Genomic DNA, 14739 nt, shown 5'->3' on the forward strand with positions numbered 1-14739 from the left:
GGACCCGCATGCGCACAACCCCCGCACCCCTGAACAACCTCCGCGTCCTCGACCTCGCCACCCTCTTCGCCGGCCCCCTCGCCGCCACCATGCTCGGCGACTTCGGAGCGGAGGTGATCAAGGTCGAGCATCCGCGCCGCCCCGACCCCTCCCGCGGCCACGGCCCCGCCAAGGACGGCGTCGGCCTGTGGTGGAAGCTCCTCGGCCGCAACAAGCGCACCGTCACCCTCGACCTGTCCACCGACGGCGGCCGCGCCACCCTGCTCCGGCTGGCCGCCGACGCCGACGTCGTGATCGAGAACTTCCGCCCCGGCACCCTGGAGCGCTGGGGCCTCGGCTGGGACGAACTCAGCGCCGCCAACGAGCGGTTGGTGCTCGCCCGGGTCACCGGCTTCGGCCAGTTCGGCCCGTACTCGCACCGCCCCGGCTTCGGCACGCTCGCCGAGGCGATGAGCGGCTTCGCGGCGATCACCGGCGAGCCCGACGGTCCGCCCACGCTGCCGCCGTTCGGCCTCGCCGACTCCATCGCCGGCCTGGCCACCGCGTACGCGATCATGACGGCGCTCGCCGCCCGCGGCGCGACCGGCCGCGGGCAGGTCGTCGACATGGCGATCATCGAGCCGATCCTCACGGTCCTCGGCCCGCAGCCGCTCTGGTACGACCAGCTCGGCTTCGTCCAGCCGCGCACCGGCAACCGCTCCACCAACAACGCGCCCCGCAACACCTACCGCACCGCCGACGACCGCTGGGTGGCCGTGTCCACCTCGGCGCAGTCCGTCGCGGAGCGGGTCCTGCACCTGGTCGGGCGGTCCGACCTGATCGACGAGCCCTGGTTCGCGACCGGCACGGACCGCGCCGCGCACGCCGACGTCCTGGACGCGGCCGTCGGCGACTGGATCGCCGAGCGCACCCGCGACGAGGTGATCGCCGCCTTCGAGAAGGCCGAGGCGGCCATCGCCCCGATCCAGGACGTACGGGACGTCCTCGCCGATCCGCAGTACGCGGCCCTCGACTCGGTCACGACCGTCGACGACCCCGAGCTCGGCGCGATCCGCATGCAGAACGTCCTGTTCCGCCTCTCCGCCACCCCGGGCGCGATCCGCTGGCCGGGCCGCCCGCACGGCGCGGACACGGACGCGGTCCTCGCCGAACTCGGCCTGGACGACGAGGAGATCGCCGTACTGCGGAAGTCGGGCGCCGTATGAGCACCGCACGCCGTACGCCGACCGGGCCGGTCCTCACCTGGCTGTACGCGCCGGGCGACCGTCCGGCCACCGTCGCCAAGGCCCTCGCCTCGGGCGCGGACGCGGTCGTCGTGGACCTGGAGGACGCGGTGGCGCCCGACCGCAAGGAGTACGCCCGCGCCGCCACCGCCGAGCTGCTCACCGCCCGGCATCCGGTGCCGGTGCACGTCCGCGTCAACGCCCTGGACGGGCCGTGGGCCGGGGCCGACCTGGCGGCGGTCGCCGGGCTCGTCGGCCTCGCGGGGGTGCGGCTGCCGAAGGTAACGGAGCCCGCGCAGGTGGTCCGGGTCGCCGAACTCACCGACTGCGCCCCGCTGTTCGCGCTCCTGGAGTCCGCCCTCGGCATCGAGCACGCGTACGCCGTGGCCACCGCGCACCCCGCGCTGCGCGGCCTCGGCGTGGGCGAGGCGGACCTGCGGGCCGACCTGGGGGCGAGCGACGCGGGCCTCGACTGGGCCCGGTCCCGGGTGGTGTGCGCGAGCCGCGCGGCGGGGCTCGCGCCTCCGGCCCAGTCGGTCTTCCCCGACATCCTCGACGTCGACGGCCTCGCCGCGTCCTGCGCCCACGGCCGCGCCCTCGGCTTCCTGGGCCGCGCGGCCATCCATCCACGGCAACTGCCGGTGATCGAGCGGGCCTACCTGCCGGATCCGGCGGAGATCGCCGCTGCGGAAGAGGTGGTCAAGGCTGCGGAGACGGACTCCGGCGCGCTGGCCCTCCCGGACGGCCGCTTCGTCGACGCGGCAGTGGTAGCCGCGGCCCACCGCACGCTGTCCCTGCGGGACCGGGCTTCGGGTACGTGAGGAACCTGGGGCTCCGCCCCGGAGGCGGGGCCCCGTCAGGGGCGCGGGGAACTGCGCGCCCAGCCACGACGGGGCCGCAGCCGAACGAACAGCGCCCCGCGCAGGGCCCTCAGCCCTTGTCCACCGACTTGGACGCCGCCCCGGAGCCGGAAGCACTGTCCGACTCGGAGTCGGAGTCGGAGCCCGACTCGTCGGACTTGGCGTCGGAGGACGCCCCGTCCTCGGCCGGATCCCCCGGCTCCACGACTTCCTCCCGCCCCGGCCGCAGCTTCGCCGACACCACCATGTACGCAACGGCCAGCGCGAAGACGAGGATCGACGTCCACACGTTCAACCGCAGCCCGAGCACATCGTTCATCTGCACGTCGTCCACGCGCATGTACTCGATCCAGCCGCGCCCCGCGCAGTACGCCGCCACGTACAGCGCGAAGGCCCGGCCGTGGCCCAGCTTGAAGCGGCGGTCCGCCCAGATGACGAGGAGCGCGACGCCGATGCACCACAGCGACTCGTACAGGAACGTCGGGTGGTACGTGCCCGGCACGCGGCCGCCGTCGGTGCGGGTGATCTCCAGGGCCCACGGCAGATCCGTCGCACGGCCGTACAGCTCCTGGTTGAACCAGTTGCCCCAGCGGCCGATGGCCTGGGCGAAGGCGATGCCGGGGGCGACGGCGTCCGCGTACGCGGGCAGCGGGATGCCGCGGCGGCGGCAGCCGATCCACGCGCCGAGCGCACCGAGCGCGATGGCGCCCCAGATGCCGAGGCCGCCCTCCCAGATCTTGAGGGCGTCGACGGGGTTGCGGCCCTCGCTGAAGTACAGCTCGTAGTCGGTGATGACGTGGTAGAGCCGGCCGCCCACGAGGCCGAACGGCACCGCCCAGACGGCGATGTCCGCGACCGTCCCGGCTCGGCCGCCGCGGGCGATCCACCGGCGGCCGCCGAGCCAGACGGCCACGAAGACGCCGATGATGATGCAGAACGCGTAGCCGCGCAGGGGGATGCCGAAGGGGACGATCTCACCCTTGGCCGGGCTGGGAATGAAGGCAAGGAGTTCCATGGCGGGGTCGACGCTACCGTGCCGGGCGGGATGCGCGGCAATCCGCCCGGCTTACGGCTGCATAACGCTGCCCGGCAAGGGGCCCGGCGCCCCGTACGACCCCGCTCCGGTCGGCGTTTCGCGGGTGGTCAGCCGGCGGCCTTCGCCTCGACGAGCTGCTTGAGCTTGGCGGGCGTCAGCGGGTTCTTCTGGTCGCCGAAGATGTCCTTGCCGTCGAGCTGGACGGTCGGGGTGCCGCGGAACCCACCCTTCTGGAAGGCCTCGTTGGAGCGGGCGACCCAGCTGTCGTGCTTCCCGTCGTTCACACAGCTCTCGAACGCCGGGGTGTTCAGGCCCTGGACCTTGCCGGAGAGTTCGAGGAGCTTGCTGTTCTTCGCGAAGGCGTCGTCGACCTCCTCCGGCTGGTTCATGAACAGCACGTCGTGGTACTCGGTGAACTTCCCGGCGTCCTGCGCGCAGGCCGCGGCGTTGGCGGCGCGGACGGAGCCCTCACCGCCCATGTTGCCGTCGATGATCGTGGCGAGGTGGTACTCGACCTTGAGCTGGCCCTTGTCGACGAGCTCGTGGATCGTCTTCCGGTACATGTTCTCGAACTGGGCGCACGCCGGGCAGCGGAAGTCCTCCCAGATCGTGAGGGTCGACTTGGCGCTCTCCTTGCCGACCGGGATGGCGAGGCCGTCCTTGCCCATCGCCCCCTTCGGCGCCACGACCGGGCCCGCGCTCTCCTTGTCGTCCTTGCCGGCGTTCGCGGCGATCACCCCGACGACGGCGGCCAGGCCGAGGACTCCCACCACGGCGCCCGCCACGATCAGGGTGCGGCGGCGCCGCTCCTGCGCCTTCTGCTTCTCGCGCTCGATCGCCAGCCGTTCGCGGGCGGTGCGCTTTCCCTCACGGTTCTTCTCGCTCACACCCCGCAAACGAACCGGGGAGGCATGAGCATGCCTCCCCGGTCCCAGGTCCACCCGTACGAGCGATGCGCCCGCCGGGCCGTTCTATGCGGTTCTTGTACGCGCCGCTGCCGGCCCTGTACGTCCCGCTGCTAGGCGTCCCGTACCGCGCTGCGCACGCCCCGCGCGAGGTCGGCGGCGAGGGTGCGGACCGCTTCGAGGCCCTCGGCCTCGTCCGGGGCGTCGAGCATGGCCTTGACGAAGGCCGAGCCGACGATCACGCCGTCCGCGAAGCCCGCGACCTCGGCGGCCTGCGCGGCGTTGGAGACGCCGAGGCCGACGCAGACCGGCAGGTCGGTGGTGGCGCGGGTGCGGCGCACCAGGTCGGCGGCCTGGCTGCCGACCGACTCGCGGGTGCCGGTGACGCCCATCAGGGACGCCGCGTACACGAAGCCCGAGCCGGCCGCCGTGATGGTGGCGAGGCGGGCGTCCTTGCTGCTGGGCGCGACGACGAACACGGTGCCGAGACCGTGCTTGTCCGCGTGCTCCCGCCACAGGCCGGACTCCTCGACGGGCAGGTCGGGCAGGATGCACCCGGCGCCGCCCGCCTCGGCGAGCTCGGCCGTGAACCGCTCGACGCCGTAGCGGTCGATGGGGTTCCAGTACGTCATGACGAGGATCGGCTTGCCGGTCGCGGCGTGCGCCTCGCGGACGGTGCGGAGGACGTCCTTGATCTTGACGCCGCCGCGCAGCGCGATGTCGTCGGCGGTCTGGATGACCGGGCCGTCGAGCACCGGGTCGCTGTGCGGCAGGCCGACCTCGACGACGTCGGCGCCTGAGTCCAGGACGGCCTTGGCCGCGGCGATGCCGCCGTCGACGGTCGGGAAGCCGGCCGGCAGATAGGCGACGAGCGCGGCCCGGCCCTCCGCCTTGGCGGCGGCCAGGGTCTCGCTCAACAGCTGTACGTTCCCGCTCACTTGGCGTCCCCCTCGATCTCGGCGGTGTCGGCGGCGTCGGCCGCGACCTCGGCGTCGGTGCCCTCGTCGTACAGGCCGAAGTAGCGCGCGGCCGTGTCCATGTCCTTGTCGCCGCGGCCGGACAGGTTGACGACGATCAGGCCGTCCTTGCCCAGCTCCTTGCCGACCTCGATCGCGCCGGCCAGGGCGTGCGCGGACTCGATCGCCGGAATGATGCCCTCCGTACGGGAGAGAAGGCGCAGCGCCTGCATCGCGGCGTCGTCGGTCACGGCCCGGTACTCGCCGCGGCCGCTGTCCTTGAGGTAGGCGTGCTCGGGGCCGATGCCCGGGTAGTCGAGTCCGGCCGAGATCGAGTACGGCTCGGTGATCTGGCCTTCCTCGTCCTGCAGGACGTACGAGCGGGAGCCGTGCAGGATGCCCGGCTCGCCCGCGGTGAGGGTCGCGGCGTGCTCGCCGGTCTCGACGCCGTGCCCGGCGGGCTCGCAGCCGATGAGGCGGACGTCGGCGTCCGGGATGAACGCGTGGAACAGGCCGATGGCGTTGGAGCCGCCGCCGACGCAGGCCACGGCGGCGTCGGGCAGCCGGCCCGCGCGCTCCAGGATCTGCCTGCGGGCCTCGACGCCGATGACGCGGTGGAAGTCGCGGACCATCGCCGGGAAGGGGTGCGGTCCGGCGACGGTCCCGAAGAGGTAGTGCGTCTGGTCGACGTTGGCGACCCAGTCGCGGAACGCCTCGTTGATGGCGTCCTTGAGGGTGCGGCTGCCGGACTTCACGGCGATGACCTCGGCGCCGAGCATCCGCATCCGGGCCACGTTGAGGGCCTGGCGCTGGGTGTCGATCTCGCCCATGTAGATGGTGCAGTCGAGGCCGAACAGCGCGCAGGCGGTGGCCGTGGCGACGCCGTGCTGGCCGGCGCCGGTCTCGGCGATGACGCGGGTCTTGCCCATCCGCTTGGTGAGCAGGGCCTGGCCGAGCACGTTGTTGATCTTGTGCGAGCCGGTGTGGTTGAGGTCCTCGCGCTTGAGGAACACCCGTGCGCCACCGGCGTGTTCGGCGAACCGCGGCACTTCGGTGAGCGAGCTGGGCCGGCCGGTGTAGTGGACCAGAAGGTCGTCGAGCTCGCGGGCGAACTCGGGGTCGTTCTTGGCCTTGTCGTACTCGACGGCGACCTCGTCGACGGCGGCGACGAGCGCCTCCGGGATGAACTTGCCGCCGAACGCGCCGAAGTAGCCCTGCGGGGAGGGGACTTGGCCGTCCGGGTCGGGGATGAAGAACTGGCTGGACATGTGCGACATGCTCCTCGTGGGTACGCGAAAATCAGCCCGCCCCGCGCACGGGGTCGAGCCGTTCAGGCGAACGGGGGTCGGGGCCTTGCCCCGGTTACGGGAGGGGGCGGGGCCGGGGACGGGTGTCCTCCGGCCGACGCCATCGCATGCCGTTGATCTGTCCCGGCTCGGCACCGATGTGGTACCGGACCCGGCGGCCCCGCACACGCCGCGCCGGCGCCCGGCAGCCGCGTGGGCGGCAACCGGGTGCGAGGCGGGCGGCGATGGGCATGGGGTGGTTCAGCCCCGTCCGTGCCGGAGGGCCGGGTGCGCACCCGCGGCGACGAGGTCGACGACCGCGGCCTTCGGGTCCTTGCCCGTGACCAGGGACTCGCCGACGAGGACGGCGTCGGCGCCGTCGTGCGCGTACGCGATCAGGTCGTGCGGGCCGCGGACGCCGGACTCGGCGATGCGCACGATGTGCGGCGGGATCTCGGGGGCGACGCGGCTGAAGGTGGAGCGGTCGACCTTGAGCGTCTTCAGGTCGCGGGCGTTCACGCCGATGATCTTCGCGCCGGCGGCCACCGCGCGCTCGACCTCCTCCTCGTCGTGCACCTCGACGAGCGGGGTGAGCCCGATGGACTCGGCCCGCTCGATCAGGGAGACGAGCGCCTCCTGGTCGAGGGCGGCGACGATCAGCAGCACGAGGTCGGCGCCGTACGCCCGGGCCTCCCACAGCTGGTACGAGGTGACGATGAAGTCCTTGCGCAGGACGGGGATGTCGACCTTCGCGCGGACCGCCTCCAGGTCGGCGAGCGAGCCGCCGAAGCGCCGCTGCTCGGTGAGGACGGAGATGACGGCGGCGCCGCCCGCCTCGTAGTCGGCGGCGAGGCCGGCCGGGTCGGCGATCGCGGCGAGCGCGCCCTTGGACGGGCTGGAGCGCTTGACCTCGCAGATCACCTTGACGCCGTCGCCGCGCAGCGCGGCCACTCCGTCCTTGGCCGCGGGCGCCTTCGCCGCTCGCTCCTTGAGCTCGTCGAGGCTGACGCGCGCCTGCCGCTCGGCGAGGTCCTCACGCACGCCTTCGATGATCTCGTCGAGCACACTCACGCGAGCGGCCCCCTTCCCTGACGGCTAAGCGAGCTGACTGCACCGGGTCCCGCGGATCCGGTGGGGAACTGTCCCGCCGGAACTGCCGCGCCATGGGCGCATTCCGGTAGGCACTGCGATGGTATCCGGACACTGGCCGAGGCTTCGCATCGGTGGGACCACGGTCCCACTACCTGGACGTTCACGCCTCGGCCGGCTCCGCTCCGCACCGCCTTCACGGCGCCAGCCAGGCGCCGAAGGGCAGGTTGCGGACAACGCTGAAGACCGCGAGCAGCGCGCCGACCGTCCACAGCTGCGCGGAGCTCGGATTCGGCCGCCAGGCCCGACCGCGGGCCGAGGCGACGGTCCACGCGACCCAGCCGACGGCGAAGACCACATATCCGACGACGGCCGCCGCGTTGGCGCCGAGCGCGGTGAGCAGGTCGCCGTGGACGAACGCGTGCGCACTGCGCAGGCCGCCGCAGCCGGGGCAGAGGATCCCGGTGAGCGCGAGCAGCGGACAGGTCGGGTAGTGCCCCGGCTCGTTGGGATCGACCGACCCGACGTACGCGAACGCCGCCACGACCGAACCGAGCACCCCGACGGGCACGAGCAGCCGCTTGGCGACGGCCTGCGGGCGCATGTCGGGGGCGGGGGCGACGTAGGCCGGGGGTGAAGGCGGGAGCGGCGTCGGTGCCTGGTGCGGGGCTCGGCCGTGGTGCGCCTCTTGCTGGGTGCCGTGGGCGGGCTCGCGCGGGGTGCCGTGGTGCGCCTCGCGTGCGGTGCCGTGGTGCGCCTCGTGCGGGGTGCTGTGGGCGGACTCGCGCGGGGCTGCGGGGGCGGGCTCGTGCGGGGCTGCAGGGGCGGGCTCGGCTGCGCCCGCGGGGTGGGCCTCGTGCGGGGTGCCGTGGGCGGGCTCGTGCGGGGCTGCGGGGGTGGGCTCGTCTGCGCCCGCGGGGTGGGCCTCGTGCGGGGTGCCGTGGGTGGGGGGCGGCGTGTGCGGAACCAGGTCCGCGCCGGGCTGCTGCTGCGGCGGGCGCGGGGTGGCGGTGCGTTCTGCGGTCACCCCCGCATTCTGCCCTGCCGCCGAGGCCCGCGCCCGAGGGCGTACGCCACCGGAACGGGACCTGTGGCCGGGGGCGTTCGGGGCCTTCGGCCCGGGCGCGGGCGGCCTGGGCGGCGGCAGGGTGGAGGGGCGTCGCCGTCGTCCGGGCGGGCCCTGGTTCCGGGCGGCGGCGCGCCTGTGCGTCGGTACGGCGCCGAGCGGGTGTCTGCGGACGGACGGGTCCGCAGACGGAAGGGGCGGAACCGGTTCTCCCGGTTCCGCCCCTTCACGTGAGCAACGCGTGCCCCGCGCCTGCGAGCAGGCTCAGCCCTCGGCGAGGCTCAGCTCTCGGCGCGCACGACCACGTGGTGCGCGGTCTTCGGCTGGCCCATGCCCGCGGCGCGCATGGCCATGCCGACCACACCGCCCAGGGCGACGACGACCATGCCGCCCCAGAAGCCCAGCGGCTGGTTCATCACCATGAAGGCACCGGCGATGCAGAAGCCGATGAACGCGATGATGACGCCGGTCCAGGCGGCCGGGGTGTGTCCGTGGCTGCTGCCCGCCATGACTTGCTCCTCGTTTGCTGAAAGTCGAACGCTCTCGCCCATTGTATGGACCGCCGCGGAGCTCCTTCCGCGCAGCCCCCGCGCCGAGCTCGACCGGGCTCTAGCGGGTGGGGTCCTCGCCTCGGTCCAGGGCCTTCCACAGGTCCTCGGGACGGTCCGGGTCGACCTTCGGGGCGGCCTTTGCGGGACCGCTCCCCCGCTCGTACTTCCCGGACATCGCGGGCCAGCTCGCGCCGAAGCGGAGGGCGAGGACGCCGGCGGTCAGGAGCAGCAGGCCGCCGAGCGCGGCGACGAACGGCCAGGCCGTGAACGTGACCGCGTCGATCGTGGCGCCCGCCTGGCCGCTGGCCGTCGCCGCCTTCTCGTCGAGGGCGGCGGAGTCCTGCGCGCCGAGCAGAGCCGCGGCGATCGTGCCCGCGCCGCTGAGCGTGAGCAGTCCGGAGACGACGACCCGGCCGGCCCGGCGGACCGCGAAGACGGCGACGAGCGCGGCGAGGCCGACTATGGCGAGCGCGGCGGGCACGCCCGTCACATCGCTGCCCTTGGCGATCTGGTGCAGGGCACCCCCCGCCGTGGCGGCGTCGCCCTCGGCCCAGGTCTGCCGGGAGGCGAGCAGGGCGATCGCCGCACCGAGCGCGCCGAGCAGCAGGGCTGCGGCGAGGCTGCGCCGGGCGGCGGGGGCCTTGGTCCGCGGGGTCTCCGCGCGGGGCTGGGGTACGGCTGCGGAAGTCACGCCTCCACTATCCCTCACGGTCCGGACGATCACTCAGGCGGTTCGCGCTGTGCACCGCGCGCAGCACGGCCGCCGCCTTGTTGCGGCATTCGGTGTCCTCGGCGACCGGGTCCGAGTCGGCCACGACACCGGCGCCGGCCTGCACGTACGCCGTGCCGTCGCGGAGCAGGGCCGTGCGGATGGCGATGGCGGTGTCGGAGTCGCCCGCGAAGTCGAGGTACCCGACGCAGCCGCCGTAGAGGCCGCGGCGGGAGGGCTCCAGCTCGTCGATGATCTGCATCGCGCGGGGCTTGGGGGCGCCGGAGAGGGTGCCCGCGGGGAAGCAGGCCGTCAGGACGTCGAACGCGGTGCGGCCCTCGGCGACCTGGCCGGTGACCGTCGACACGATGTGCATCACGTGCGAGTACTTCTCGATCGACATGAAGTCGACCACCTCGACGGAGCCGGGGGTGCAGACCCGGCCCAGGTCGTTGCGCCCCAGGTCGACCAGCATCAGGTGCTCGGCGCGCTCCTTGGGGTCGGCGAGCAGCTCCTCGGCGAGCGCCTGGTCCCGCTGCGGGGTGGCGCCGCGCGGCCGGGTGCCGGCGATGGGGTGGACCATCGCCCGGCCGTCCTCGACCTTGACGAGCGCCTCGGGCGAGGAGCCGACCACGTCGAAGCCGTCGAACCGGAACAGGTACATGTACGGCGAGGGGTTGGTGGCCCGCAGCACGCGGTACACGTCCAACGCGCTTGCCGTGCAGGGGGTTTCGAAGCGCTGCGAGGGCACGACCTGGAAGGCCTCGCCGGCCCGGATGCGCTCCTTGATGTCCTCGACCGCGTCCTGGTACTCGGCGCCGCCCCACAGGGCCGTGAACTCGGGCAGCGCCGCGTCCGGCAGGGCCGAGGGGCACTGCGCGACGGGCCGGGCGAGGTCGGCCTCCATGGCGTCGAGGCGGGCGACCGCGTCCGCGTACGCCTCGTCGACGCCGGTGTCCAGGTCGTTGTGGTTGATGGCGTTGGCGATGAGCAGGACCGAGCCGTCCCAGTGGTCGAGCACGGCGAGGTCGCTGGTGAGCAGCATCGTCAGCTCGGGCAGCTTCAGGTCGTCCCGCTCGCCGGGGCCGATCTTCTCCAGGCGGCGCACGATGTCGTACCCGAGATAGCCGACCATGCCGCCGGTGAACGGGGGCATGCCGTCGTCGTGCAGGTCGCGTGGGGTGTGCAGGGCCTCGACGGTGGCGCGCAGCGCCTTCAGCGGGTCGCCCTCGGTGGGCACGCCGACGGGGGCGCCGCCCAGCCAGTGGGCCTGGCCGTCCCGCTCGGTGAGCGTGGCGGAGCTGCGGACGCCCACGAACGAGTACCGGGACCAGGATCTGCCGTTCTCCGCGGACTCCAGGAGGAACGTGCCGGGGCGTTCGGCGGCCAGCTTGCGGTAGAGGCCGACCGGGGTGTCGCCGTCGGCCAGGAGTTTCCGGCTGACGGGGATGACGCGGCGGTCGGCGGCGAGCTTGCGGAAGGTGTCGAGATCCATGCGATCCATGTCGGCCGACCCTACTGACCGGCGGTGCCGGGCTGGTCGACCGGCGCCTGCCCGGCCGGTGCGGTCACGGGCAGGACGTCCGCGTCGAAGCAGGTGCGCGCGCCGGTGTGGCAGGCGGCGCCGACCTGGTCGACCTGCACGAGGACGGTGTCGGCGTCGCAGTCGAGCGCGACCGACTTGACGTGCTGGAAGTGGCCGGAGGTGTCGCCCTTCACCCAGTACTCCTGGCGGCTGCGGGACCAGTACGTGCAGCGGCCGGTGGTGAGCGTGCGATGCAGCGCCTCGTCGTCCATCCAGCCGAGCATCAGGACTTCGCCCGTGTCGTACTGCTGGGCGATGGCGGGGACGAGGCCGTCGGCGCTGCGCTTGAGGCGGGCGGCGATGGCGGGGTCGAGGTTGCTGCTCATGCGCCCATTGTGCCGGGTGGCGCGGACGAACCGGTCCCGTTGTCCACAGGGTGAACGCTGCGGTCGTACGAATGCCCGGCGGCCGGTTTGTGCCTGTGGACAAGGTGGGCGGCGTCAACCTCGCGGGCTTAGCCTTGCAGCATGTCGACCCATGCGAAGCGTGAACGGCTGCTCCTGGCGGACCTGTTGGAGGCGGCCGGCCCCGAGGCGCCCACCCTGTGCGAGGGCTGGACCGCCCGGGACCTGGCCGCGCATGTGGTGGTGCGCGAGCGGCGCCCGGACGCGGCGGGCGGACTCCTGGTCAAGGCCCTGGCCGACCGGCTCGAACGGGTGCAGGCCGAGTTCGCGGACAAGCCGTACGAGGAGCTGATCCAGCTGATTCGTACGGGCCCGCCGAGATTCTCGCCGTACGCCCTGAAGCAGCTGGACGAGGCGGCGAACGCGGTGGAGTTCTACGTGCACGCCGAGGACGTGCGCCGGGCGCAGGAGGACTGGAGCCCGCGCGAGCTCGACCCGGTGTTCGCGGACGGCCTGTGGACGCGGCTGGAGCGGACGGCCCGGGTGCTCGGCCGCAAGTCGCCGACGGGCCTGGTGCTGCGCCGCCCCGACGGCCGTACGGCGGTGGCGCACCGCGGCACCCCGGTGGTGACGGTCACCGGGGAGCCGGGCGAGCTGACGATGTTCCTGTTCGGCAGACAGGAGCACGCGCGCGTGGAGCTCGACGGCGACAAGGAGGCCATCGAACTCCTCCACGGCGCCAAGCAGTTGGGCCTGTAGGCCGCACCCGGCGGACGTGACCGCCCGGCGCTCACCAGCGCACGGGCAGGGTGCGTACGCCGCGCATCAGCAGGCCCGGCACCCAGGGCAGGGCGGTGACGTCGGCGTCGAGGCCGAGGTCCGGGCAGCGTTCGAGGAGGGCGCGTACGGCGATGCGCCCTTCGAGGCGGGCGAGCGGGGCGCCCAGGCAGTAGTGCAGTCCGTGGCCGAAGGCGATGTGGCCGCGGGCGTCCCGGCGGATGTCGAAACGATCGGGTTCGGCGAAGCGCGCCGGGTCGCGGTCGGCGTCGGCGAGGGCGACGAGGACGGTGGCGCCGGCGGGGACGAGGGTGTCGCCGATGGTGACGGGCTCGGTCGTCCAGCGGGGTGTGGCGGTCTCGACGGGGCCGTCGTAGCGCAGCATCTCCTCGATCGCGCCGTCGATCAGCCCGTCGGGGTCGGCGCGCAGCAGGTCCAGCTGGTCGGGGTGGGCGAAGAGGGCGCGCATGCCGTTGCCGATGAGGTTGACGGTGGTCTCGTGGCCGGCGATGAGCAGCAGGAACGCCATGCCGATCAGTTCGTCGCCGGAGAGCCGGTCGCCGCCCTCGTCGACGGTGTGGATGAGCGCGCTGAGCAGGTCGTCGCCGGGCTGCTCGCGTTTGGCGACGGTGAGGCGGCGCAGGTAGTCGACCATGTCGCCGTAGGCCGCGTGGAGCCGTTCCTGTCCGGTGGGGGCGACGATCTCGTTGGACCAGCGGCGGAAGTCGTCCCGGTCGGCGGAGGGGACGCCGAGGAGCTCGCAGATGACGATCATCGGGAGCGGGAAGCCGAGGGCGGCCACGAGGTCGGCACGCCGGGAGCCGTCGGCGAGCATCGCGTCGACGAGGTCGTCGGTGATGCGCTGGATGCGCGGGGTGAGCGCGGCGATCCGGCGGGGGCTGAACTCCCGGGCGACGAGCCGCCGCAGCCGGGTGTGGTCGGGGGCGTCGCGCAGCAGCATGTGGCTGAGCGCGGGGTTGTCGGCGCCGCCGCCCTCGCCGTAGGGGTGCAGGGCGAGGTCGACCTTGCGGACGTCGCGGGTGAGCCTCGGGTCGACGAGCGCGGCCCGGCAGGCCTCGTGCCCGACGACGAGCCACAACTCCTCGCCCTCCGGGGGCCGTACGTGGTGCACGGGGCCCTGGGCGCGCAGCGCGGCGTACACCGGGTAGGGGTCGCGGACGAAGTCCGGGCCGAGTTCCTCGAGGTCCAGGGCGGGGGCCGAGGGCATGGCGCTCCTCACGGGTACGACGCGTACGACGGTACGTACGAGGGTCACGTCTCTCGGACGCTACCCCCGCCGCGCCCCGACGAGCGCCCTGTTTCGGCCGGGTCCGAAGGCCGGCGAGGGGGCCCAACTGTCCGGATTCCGCGGCGTGTTGAGTGCCACAGGGGCCGGCGGACGTGTCAGGCGGCCAGCCTGACGGATCGCAGGGCGGGTGCGCAGAGGGCGATGGCGCCGCCGGCCGCGCTGAGGGAGGCGCCAGCGAGGAAGACGGGACCGGTGCCCCAGGCTCCGACGGCACCGCCGACCAGGGGGTGGCAGAGGGGTGCGACGCCCATGGTGAAGAGGGTGCAGACGGAGGTGACGCGGCCGAGGCGGGCCGGGTCGGTGACGGTCTGCTGGAGCGCCGAGCAGACGGCCCCGGCGAGACCCACGGCGAGCCCTGTGCAGCCGGCGGCGAGCGCGGCGAGGAGCACGGTGGGGGCGTACGCGATGGCGGCGAGCGAGGCGGCCCCGACGATGAGGGCGGCGCCCTGCACCATTCCGGGGCGCGGGAGGCGCCCGCGTATCGCGAGGAGCGCGGAGGCTCCGCCTGCGCCCACGCCGAAGCCCGCGATGATCCAGCCGAGCCCGGACGCGCCCCAGCCCCGCTCGTGGGCGAGCAGCAAGATGCCCAGGTTGGCGGGCCCGGCGAAGCCGAGTTCGGCGACGGCAAGGACGAGGACGAGTGGCCGCAGGACGGGGTGTCTTGCGATGTACCGCAGGCCGTCGACGAGTTGGGCGTGGAGGGAGGCGGGCCGGTCTGCGGAGGGCGTCGACCGGCCGGGGGCGGAGGCGACCGTGGGCGTGGTCGGGTCGGCGGCCCCCGCAGGGCACGGGCCATGGGCGGTCGCTTCGAGGTGGGCGGAAGCGGGTCCGGCCGTCGTCATCGGCGGGGCGGGCTCGTCGGGGCTCCGGGGCGTTGCGTCCTCGACAGCCTTGACGGAGGACTCCGGTCGGCCGGAAACAGCGGAGGCCGGGTGCCGTGTCACGGCGGAGGCGGCGGAGGCGTGGCCTCGCGGAGGGGATGGGACGGGTGCCGTGTGGCCGGGGTCGTCCGGGGGCGACGTGGGGGCGGACGCGGTCGGTCG

Annotated in this window: 16 protein-coding genes; 3 read left to right on the plus strand and 13 right to left on the minus strand. The window is 73.8% G+C overall.

Annotated features, from left to right (window positions below; translation table 11 throughout):
* The first annotated feature begins 8 nt into the window (after nt 1-8).
* Both ACIDOF_RS04180 and ACIDOF_RS04185 read left to right on the plus strand, forming a co-directional pair.
* Complete coding sequence (locus ACIDOF_RS04180; RefSeq protein WP_409004262.1) at nt 9-1205, plus strand: CaiB/BaiF CoA transferase family protein; 1197 nt, start codon at nt 9-11, stop codon at nt 1203-1205.
* Nucleotides 1202-2044: an HpcH/HpaI aldolase/citrate lyase family protein gene (locus ACIDOF_RS04185; protein ID WP_409004263.1), complete on the plus strand. Its 843-nt coding sequence runs from the start codon at nt 1202-1204 to the stop codon at nt 2042-2044. Before ACIDOF_RS04180 ends, ACIDOF_RS04185 begins: the two co-directional genes overlap by 4 nt.
* A gap of 109 nt (nt 2045-2153) precedes the next feature.
* On the opposite strand, the gene lgt is transcribed toward ACIDOF_RS04185, so the two are convergent.
* The 11 genes from lgt to hisI form a co-directional block, all read right to left on the minus strand.
* Nucleotides 2154-3098 carry a prolipoprotein diacylglyceryl transferase gene (gene lgt / locus ACIDOF_RS04190; RefSeq protein ID WP_409004264.1) on the minus strand — a complete coding sequence of 315 codons (945 nt, stop codon included), beginning with the start codon at nt 3096-3098 and terminating at the stop codon, nt 2154-2156.
* 128 nt (nt 3099-3226) lie between these two features.
* Nucleotides 3227-4006 carry a DsbA family protein gene (locus ACIDOF_RS04195; RefSeq protein ID WP_409004265.1) on the minus strand — a complete coding sequence of 260 codons (780 nt, stop codon included), beginning with the start codon at nt 4004-4006 and terminating at the stop codon, nt 3227-3229.
* Nucleotides 4007-4137: 131 nt separating this feature from the next.
* Nucleotides 4138-4962 carry a tryptophan synthase subunit alpha gene (gene trpA, locus ACIDOF_RS04200; RefSeq protein WP_409004266.1) on the minus strand — a complete coding sequence of 275 codons (825 nt, stop codon included), beginning with the start codon at nt 4960-4962 and terminating at the stop codon, nt 4138-4140.
* Nucleotides 4959-6248, minus strand: a complete 1290-nt coding sequence (gene trpB, locus ACIDOF_RS04205; RefSeq protein ID WP_409004267.1) for a tryptophan synthase subunit beta — start codon at nt 6246-6248, stop codon at nt 4959-4961. The genes trpA and trpB overlap by 4 nt, the downstream gene beginning before the upstream one ends.
* Before the next feature lie 94 nt (nt 6249-6342).
* Nucleotides 6343-6519, minus strand: a complete 177-nt coding sequence (gene trpM, locus ACIDOF_RS04210; RefSeq protein ID WP_409004268.1) for a tryptophan biosynthesis modulator TrpM — start codon at nt 6517-6519, stop codon at nt 6343-6345.
* 8 nt (nt 6520-6527) lie between these two features.
* Nucleotides 6528-7337: an indole-3-glycerol phosphate synthase TrpC gene (gene trpC / locus ACIDOF_RS04215; RefSeq protein ID WP_409004269.1), complete on the minus strand. Its 810-nt coding sequence runs from the start codon at nt 7335-7337 to the stop codon at nt 6528-6530.
* A 214-nt stretch (nt 7338-7551) separates the two neighbouring features.
* A complete protein-coding gene (locus ACIDOF_RS04220) occupies nt 7552-7959 on the minus strand; it encodes a DUF2752 domain-containing protein (RefSeq protein WP_409004487.1) in 408 nt (135 codons plus the stop codon).
* A gap of 743 nt (nt 7960-8702) precedes the next feature.
* Nucleotides 8703-8930, minus strand: a complete 228-nt coding sequence (locus tag ACIDOF_RS04225; protein ID WP_409004270.1) for an HGxxPAAW family protein — start codon at nt 8928-8930, stop codon at nt 8703-8705.
* Nucleotides 8931-9030: 100 nt separating this feature from the next.
* Entirely contained in the window at nt 9031-9663 is a 633-nt protein-coding gene (locus tag ACIDOF_RS04230) for a TIGR02234 family membrane protein (protein WP_409004271.1), read from the minus strand.
* A 7-nt stretch (nt 9664-9670) separates the two neighbouring features.
* Entirely contained in the window at nt 9671-11176 is a 1506-nt protein-coding gene (locus ACIDOF_RS04235; protein ID WP_409004488.1) for an anthranilate synthase component I, read from the minus strand.
* Nucleotides 11177-11196: 20 nt separating this feature from the next.
* Nucleotides 11197-11592 carry a phosphoribosyl-AMP cyclohydrolase gene (gene hisI / locus ACIDOF_RS04240; protein WP_409004272.1) on the minus strand — a complete coding sequence of 132 codons (396 nt, stop codon included), beginning with the start codon at nt 11590-11592 and terminating at the stop codon, nt 11197-11199.
* A 141-nt stretch (nt 11593-11733) separates the two neighbouring features.
* Here hisI and ACIDOF_RS04245 point away from each other — a divergent pair, with 141 nt between their 5' ends.
* A complete protein-coding gene (locus tag ACIDOF_RS04245; protein WP_409004273.1) occupies nt 11734-12369 on the plus strand; it encodes a TIGR03085 family metal-binding protein in 636 nt (211 codons plus the stop codon).
* 31 nt (nt 12370-12400) lie between these two features.
* On the opposite strand, the gene ACIDOF_RS04250 is transcribed toward ACIDOF_RS04245, so the two are convergent.
* Together ACIDOF_RS04250 and ACIDOF_RS04255 are read right to left on the minus strand one after the other, a co-directional pair.
* Nucleotides 12401-13615 (minus strand): cytochrome P450 family protein, encoded by a 1215-nt coding sequence (locus ACIDOF_RS04250; protein ID WP_409004274.1) that lies wholly within the window; start codon nt 13613-13615, stop codon nt 12401-12403.
* A gap of 176 nt (nt 13616-13791) precedes the next feature.
* Complete coding sequence (locus tag ACIDOF_RS04255) at nt 13792-14538, minus strand: hypothetical protein (protein ID WP_409004275.1); 747 nt, start codon at nt 14536-14538, stop codon at nt 13792-13794.
* Between the last annotated feature and the right edge of the window lie 201 nt (nt 14539-14739).

Origin of the sequence: Streptomyces sp. Da 82-17, from assembly GCF_046098215.1 — a bacterium.
In the GTDB taxonomy this organism is placed as follows: Bacteria; Actinomycetota; Actinomycetes; order Streptomycetales; family Streptomycetaceae; genus Streptomyces.

Coding starts and splice junctions, on each gene's coding strand:
- ACIDOF_RS04180 (WP_409004262.1), top strand. CDS start 9: ATGCGCACAACCCCCGCACCCCTGAACAACCTCCGCGTCCTCGACCTC.
- ACIDOF_RS04185 (WP_409004263.1), top strand. CDS start 1,202: ATGAGCACCGCACGCCGTACGCCGACCGGGCCGGTCCTCACCTGGCTG.
- lgt (WP_409004264.1), bottom strand. CDS start 3,098: ATGGAACTCCTTGCCTTCATTCCCAGCCCGGCCAAGGGTGAGATCGTC.
- trpB (WP_409004267.1), bottom strand. CDS start 6,248: ATGTCCAGCCAGTTCTTCATCCCCGACCCGGACGGCCAAGTCCCCTCC.
- trpM (WP_409004268.1), bottom strand. CDS start 6,519: ATGCCCATCGCCGCCCGCCTCGCACCCGGTTGCCGCCCACGCGGCTGC.
- ACIDOF_RS04220 (WP_409004487.1), bottom strand. CDS start 7,959: ATGCGCCCGCAGGCCGTCGCCAAGCGGCTGCTCGTGCCCGTCGGGGTG.
- ACIDOF_RS04225 (WP_409004270.1), bottom strand. CDS start 8,930: ATGGCGGGCAGCAGCCACGGACACACCCCGGCCGCCTGGACCGGCGTC.
- ACIDOF_RS04235 (WP_409004488.1), bottom strand. CDS start 11,176: ATGGATCTCGACACCTTCCGCAAGCTCGCCGCCGACCGCCGCGTCATC.
- hisI (WP_409004272.1), bottom strand. CDS start 11,592: ATGAGCAGCAACCTCGACCCCGCCATCGCCGCCCGCCTCAAGCGCAGC.
- ACIDOF_RS04245 (WP_409004273.1), top strand. CDS start 11,734: ATGTCGACCCATGCGAAGCGTGAACGGCTGCTCCTGGCGGACCTGTTG.
- ACIDOF_RS04250 (WP_409004274.1), bottom strand. CDS start 13,615: ATGCCCTCGGCCCCCGCCCTGGACCTCGAGGAACTCGGCCCGGACTTC.
- ACIDOF_RS04255 (WP_409004275.1), bottom strand. CDS start 14,538: ATGACGACGGCCGGACCCGCTTCCGCCCACCTCGAAGCGACCGCCCAT.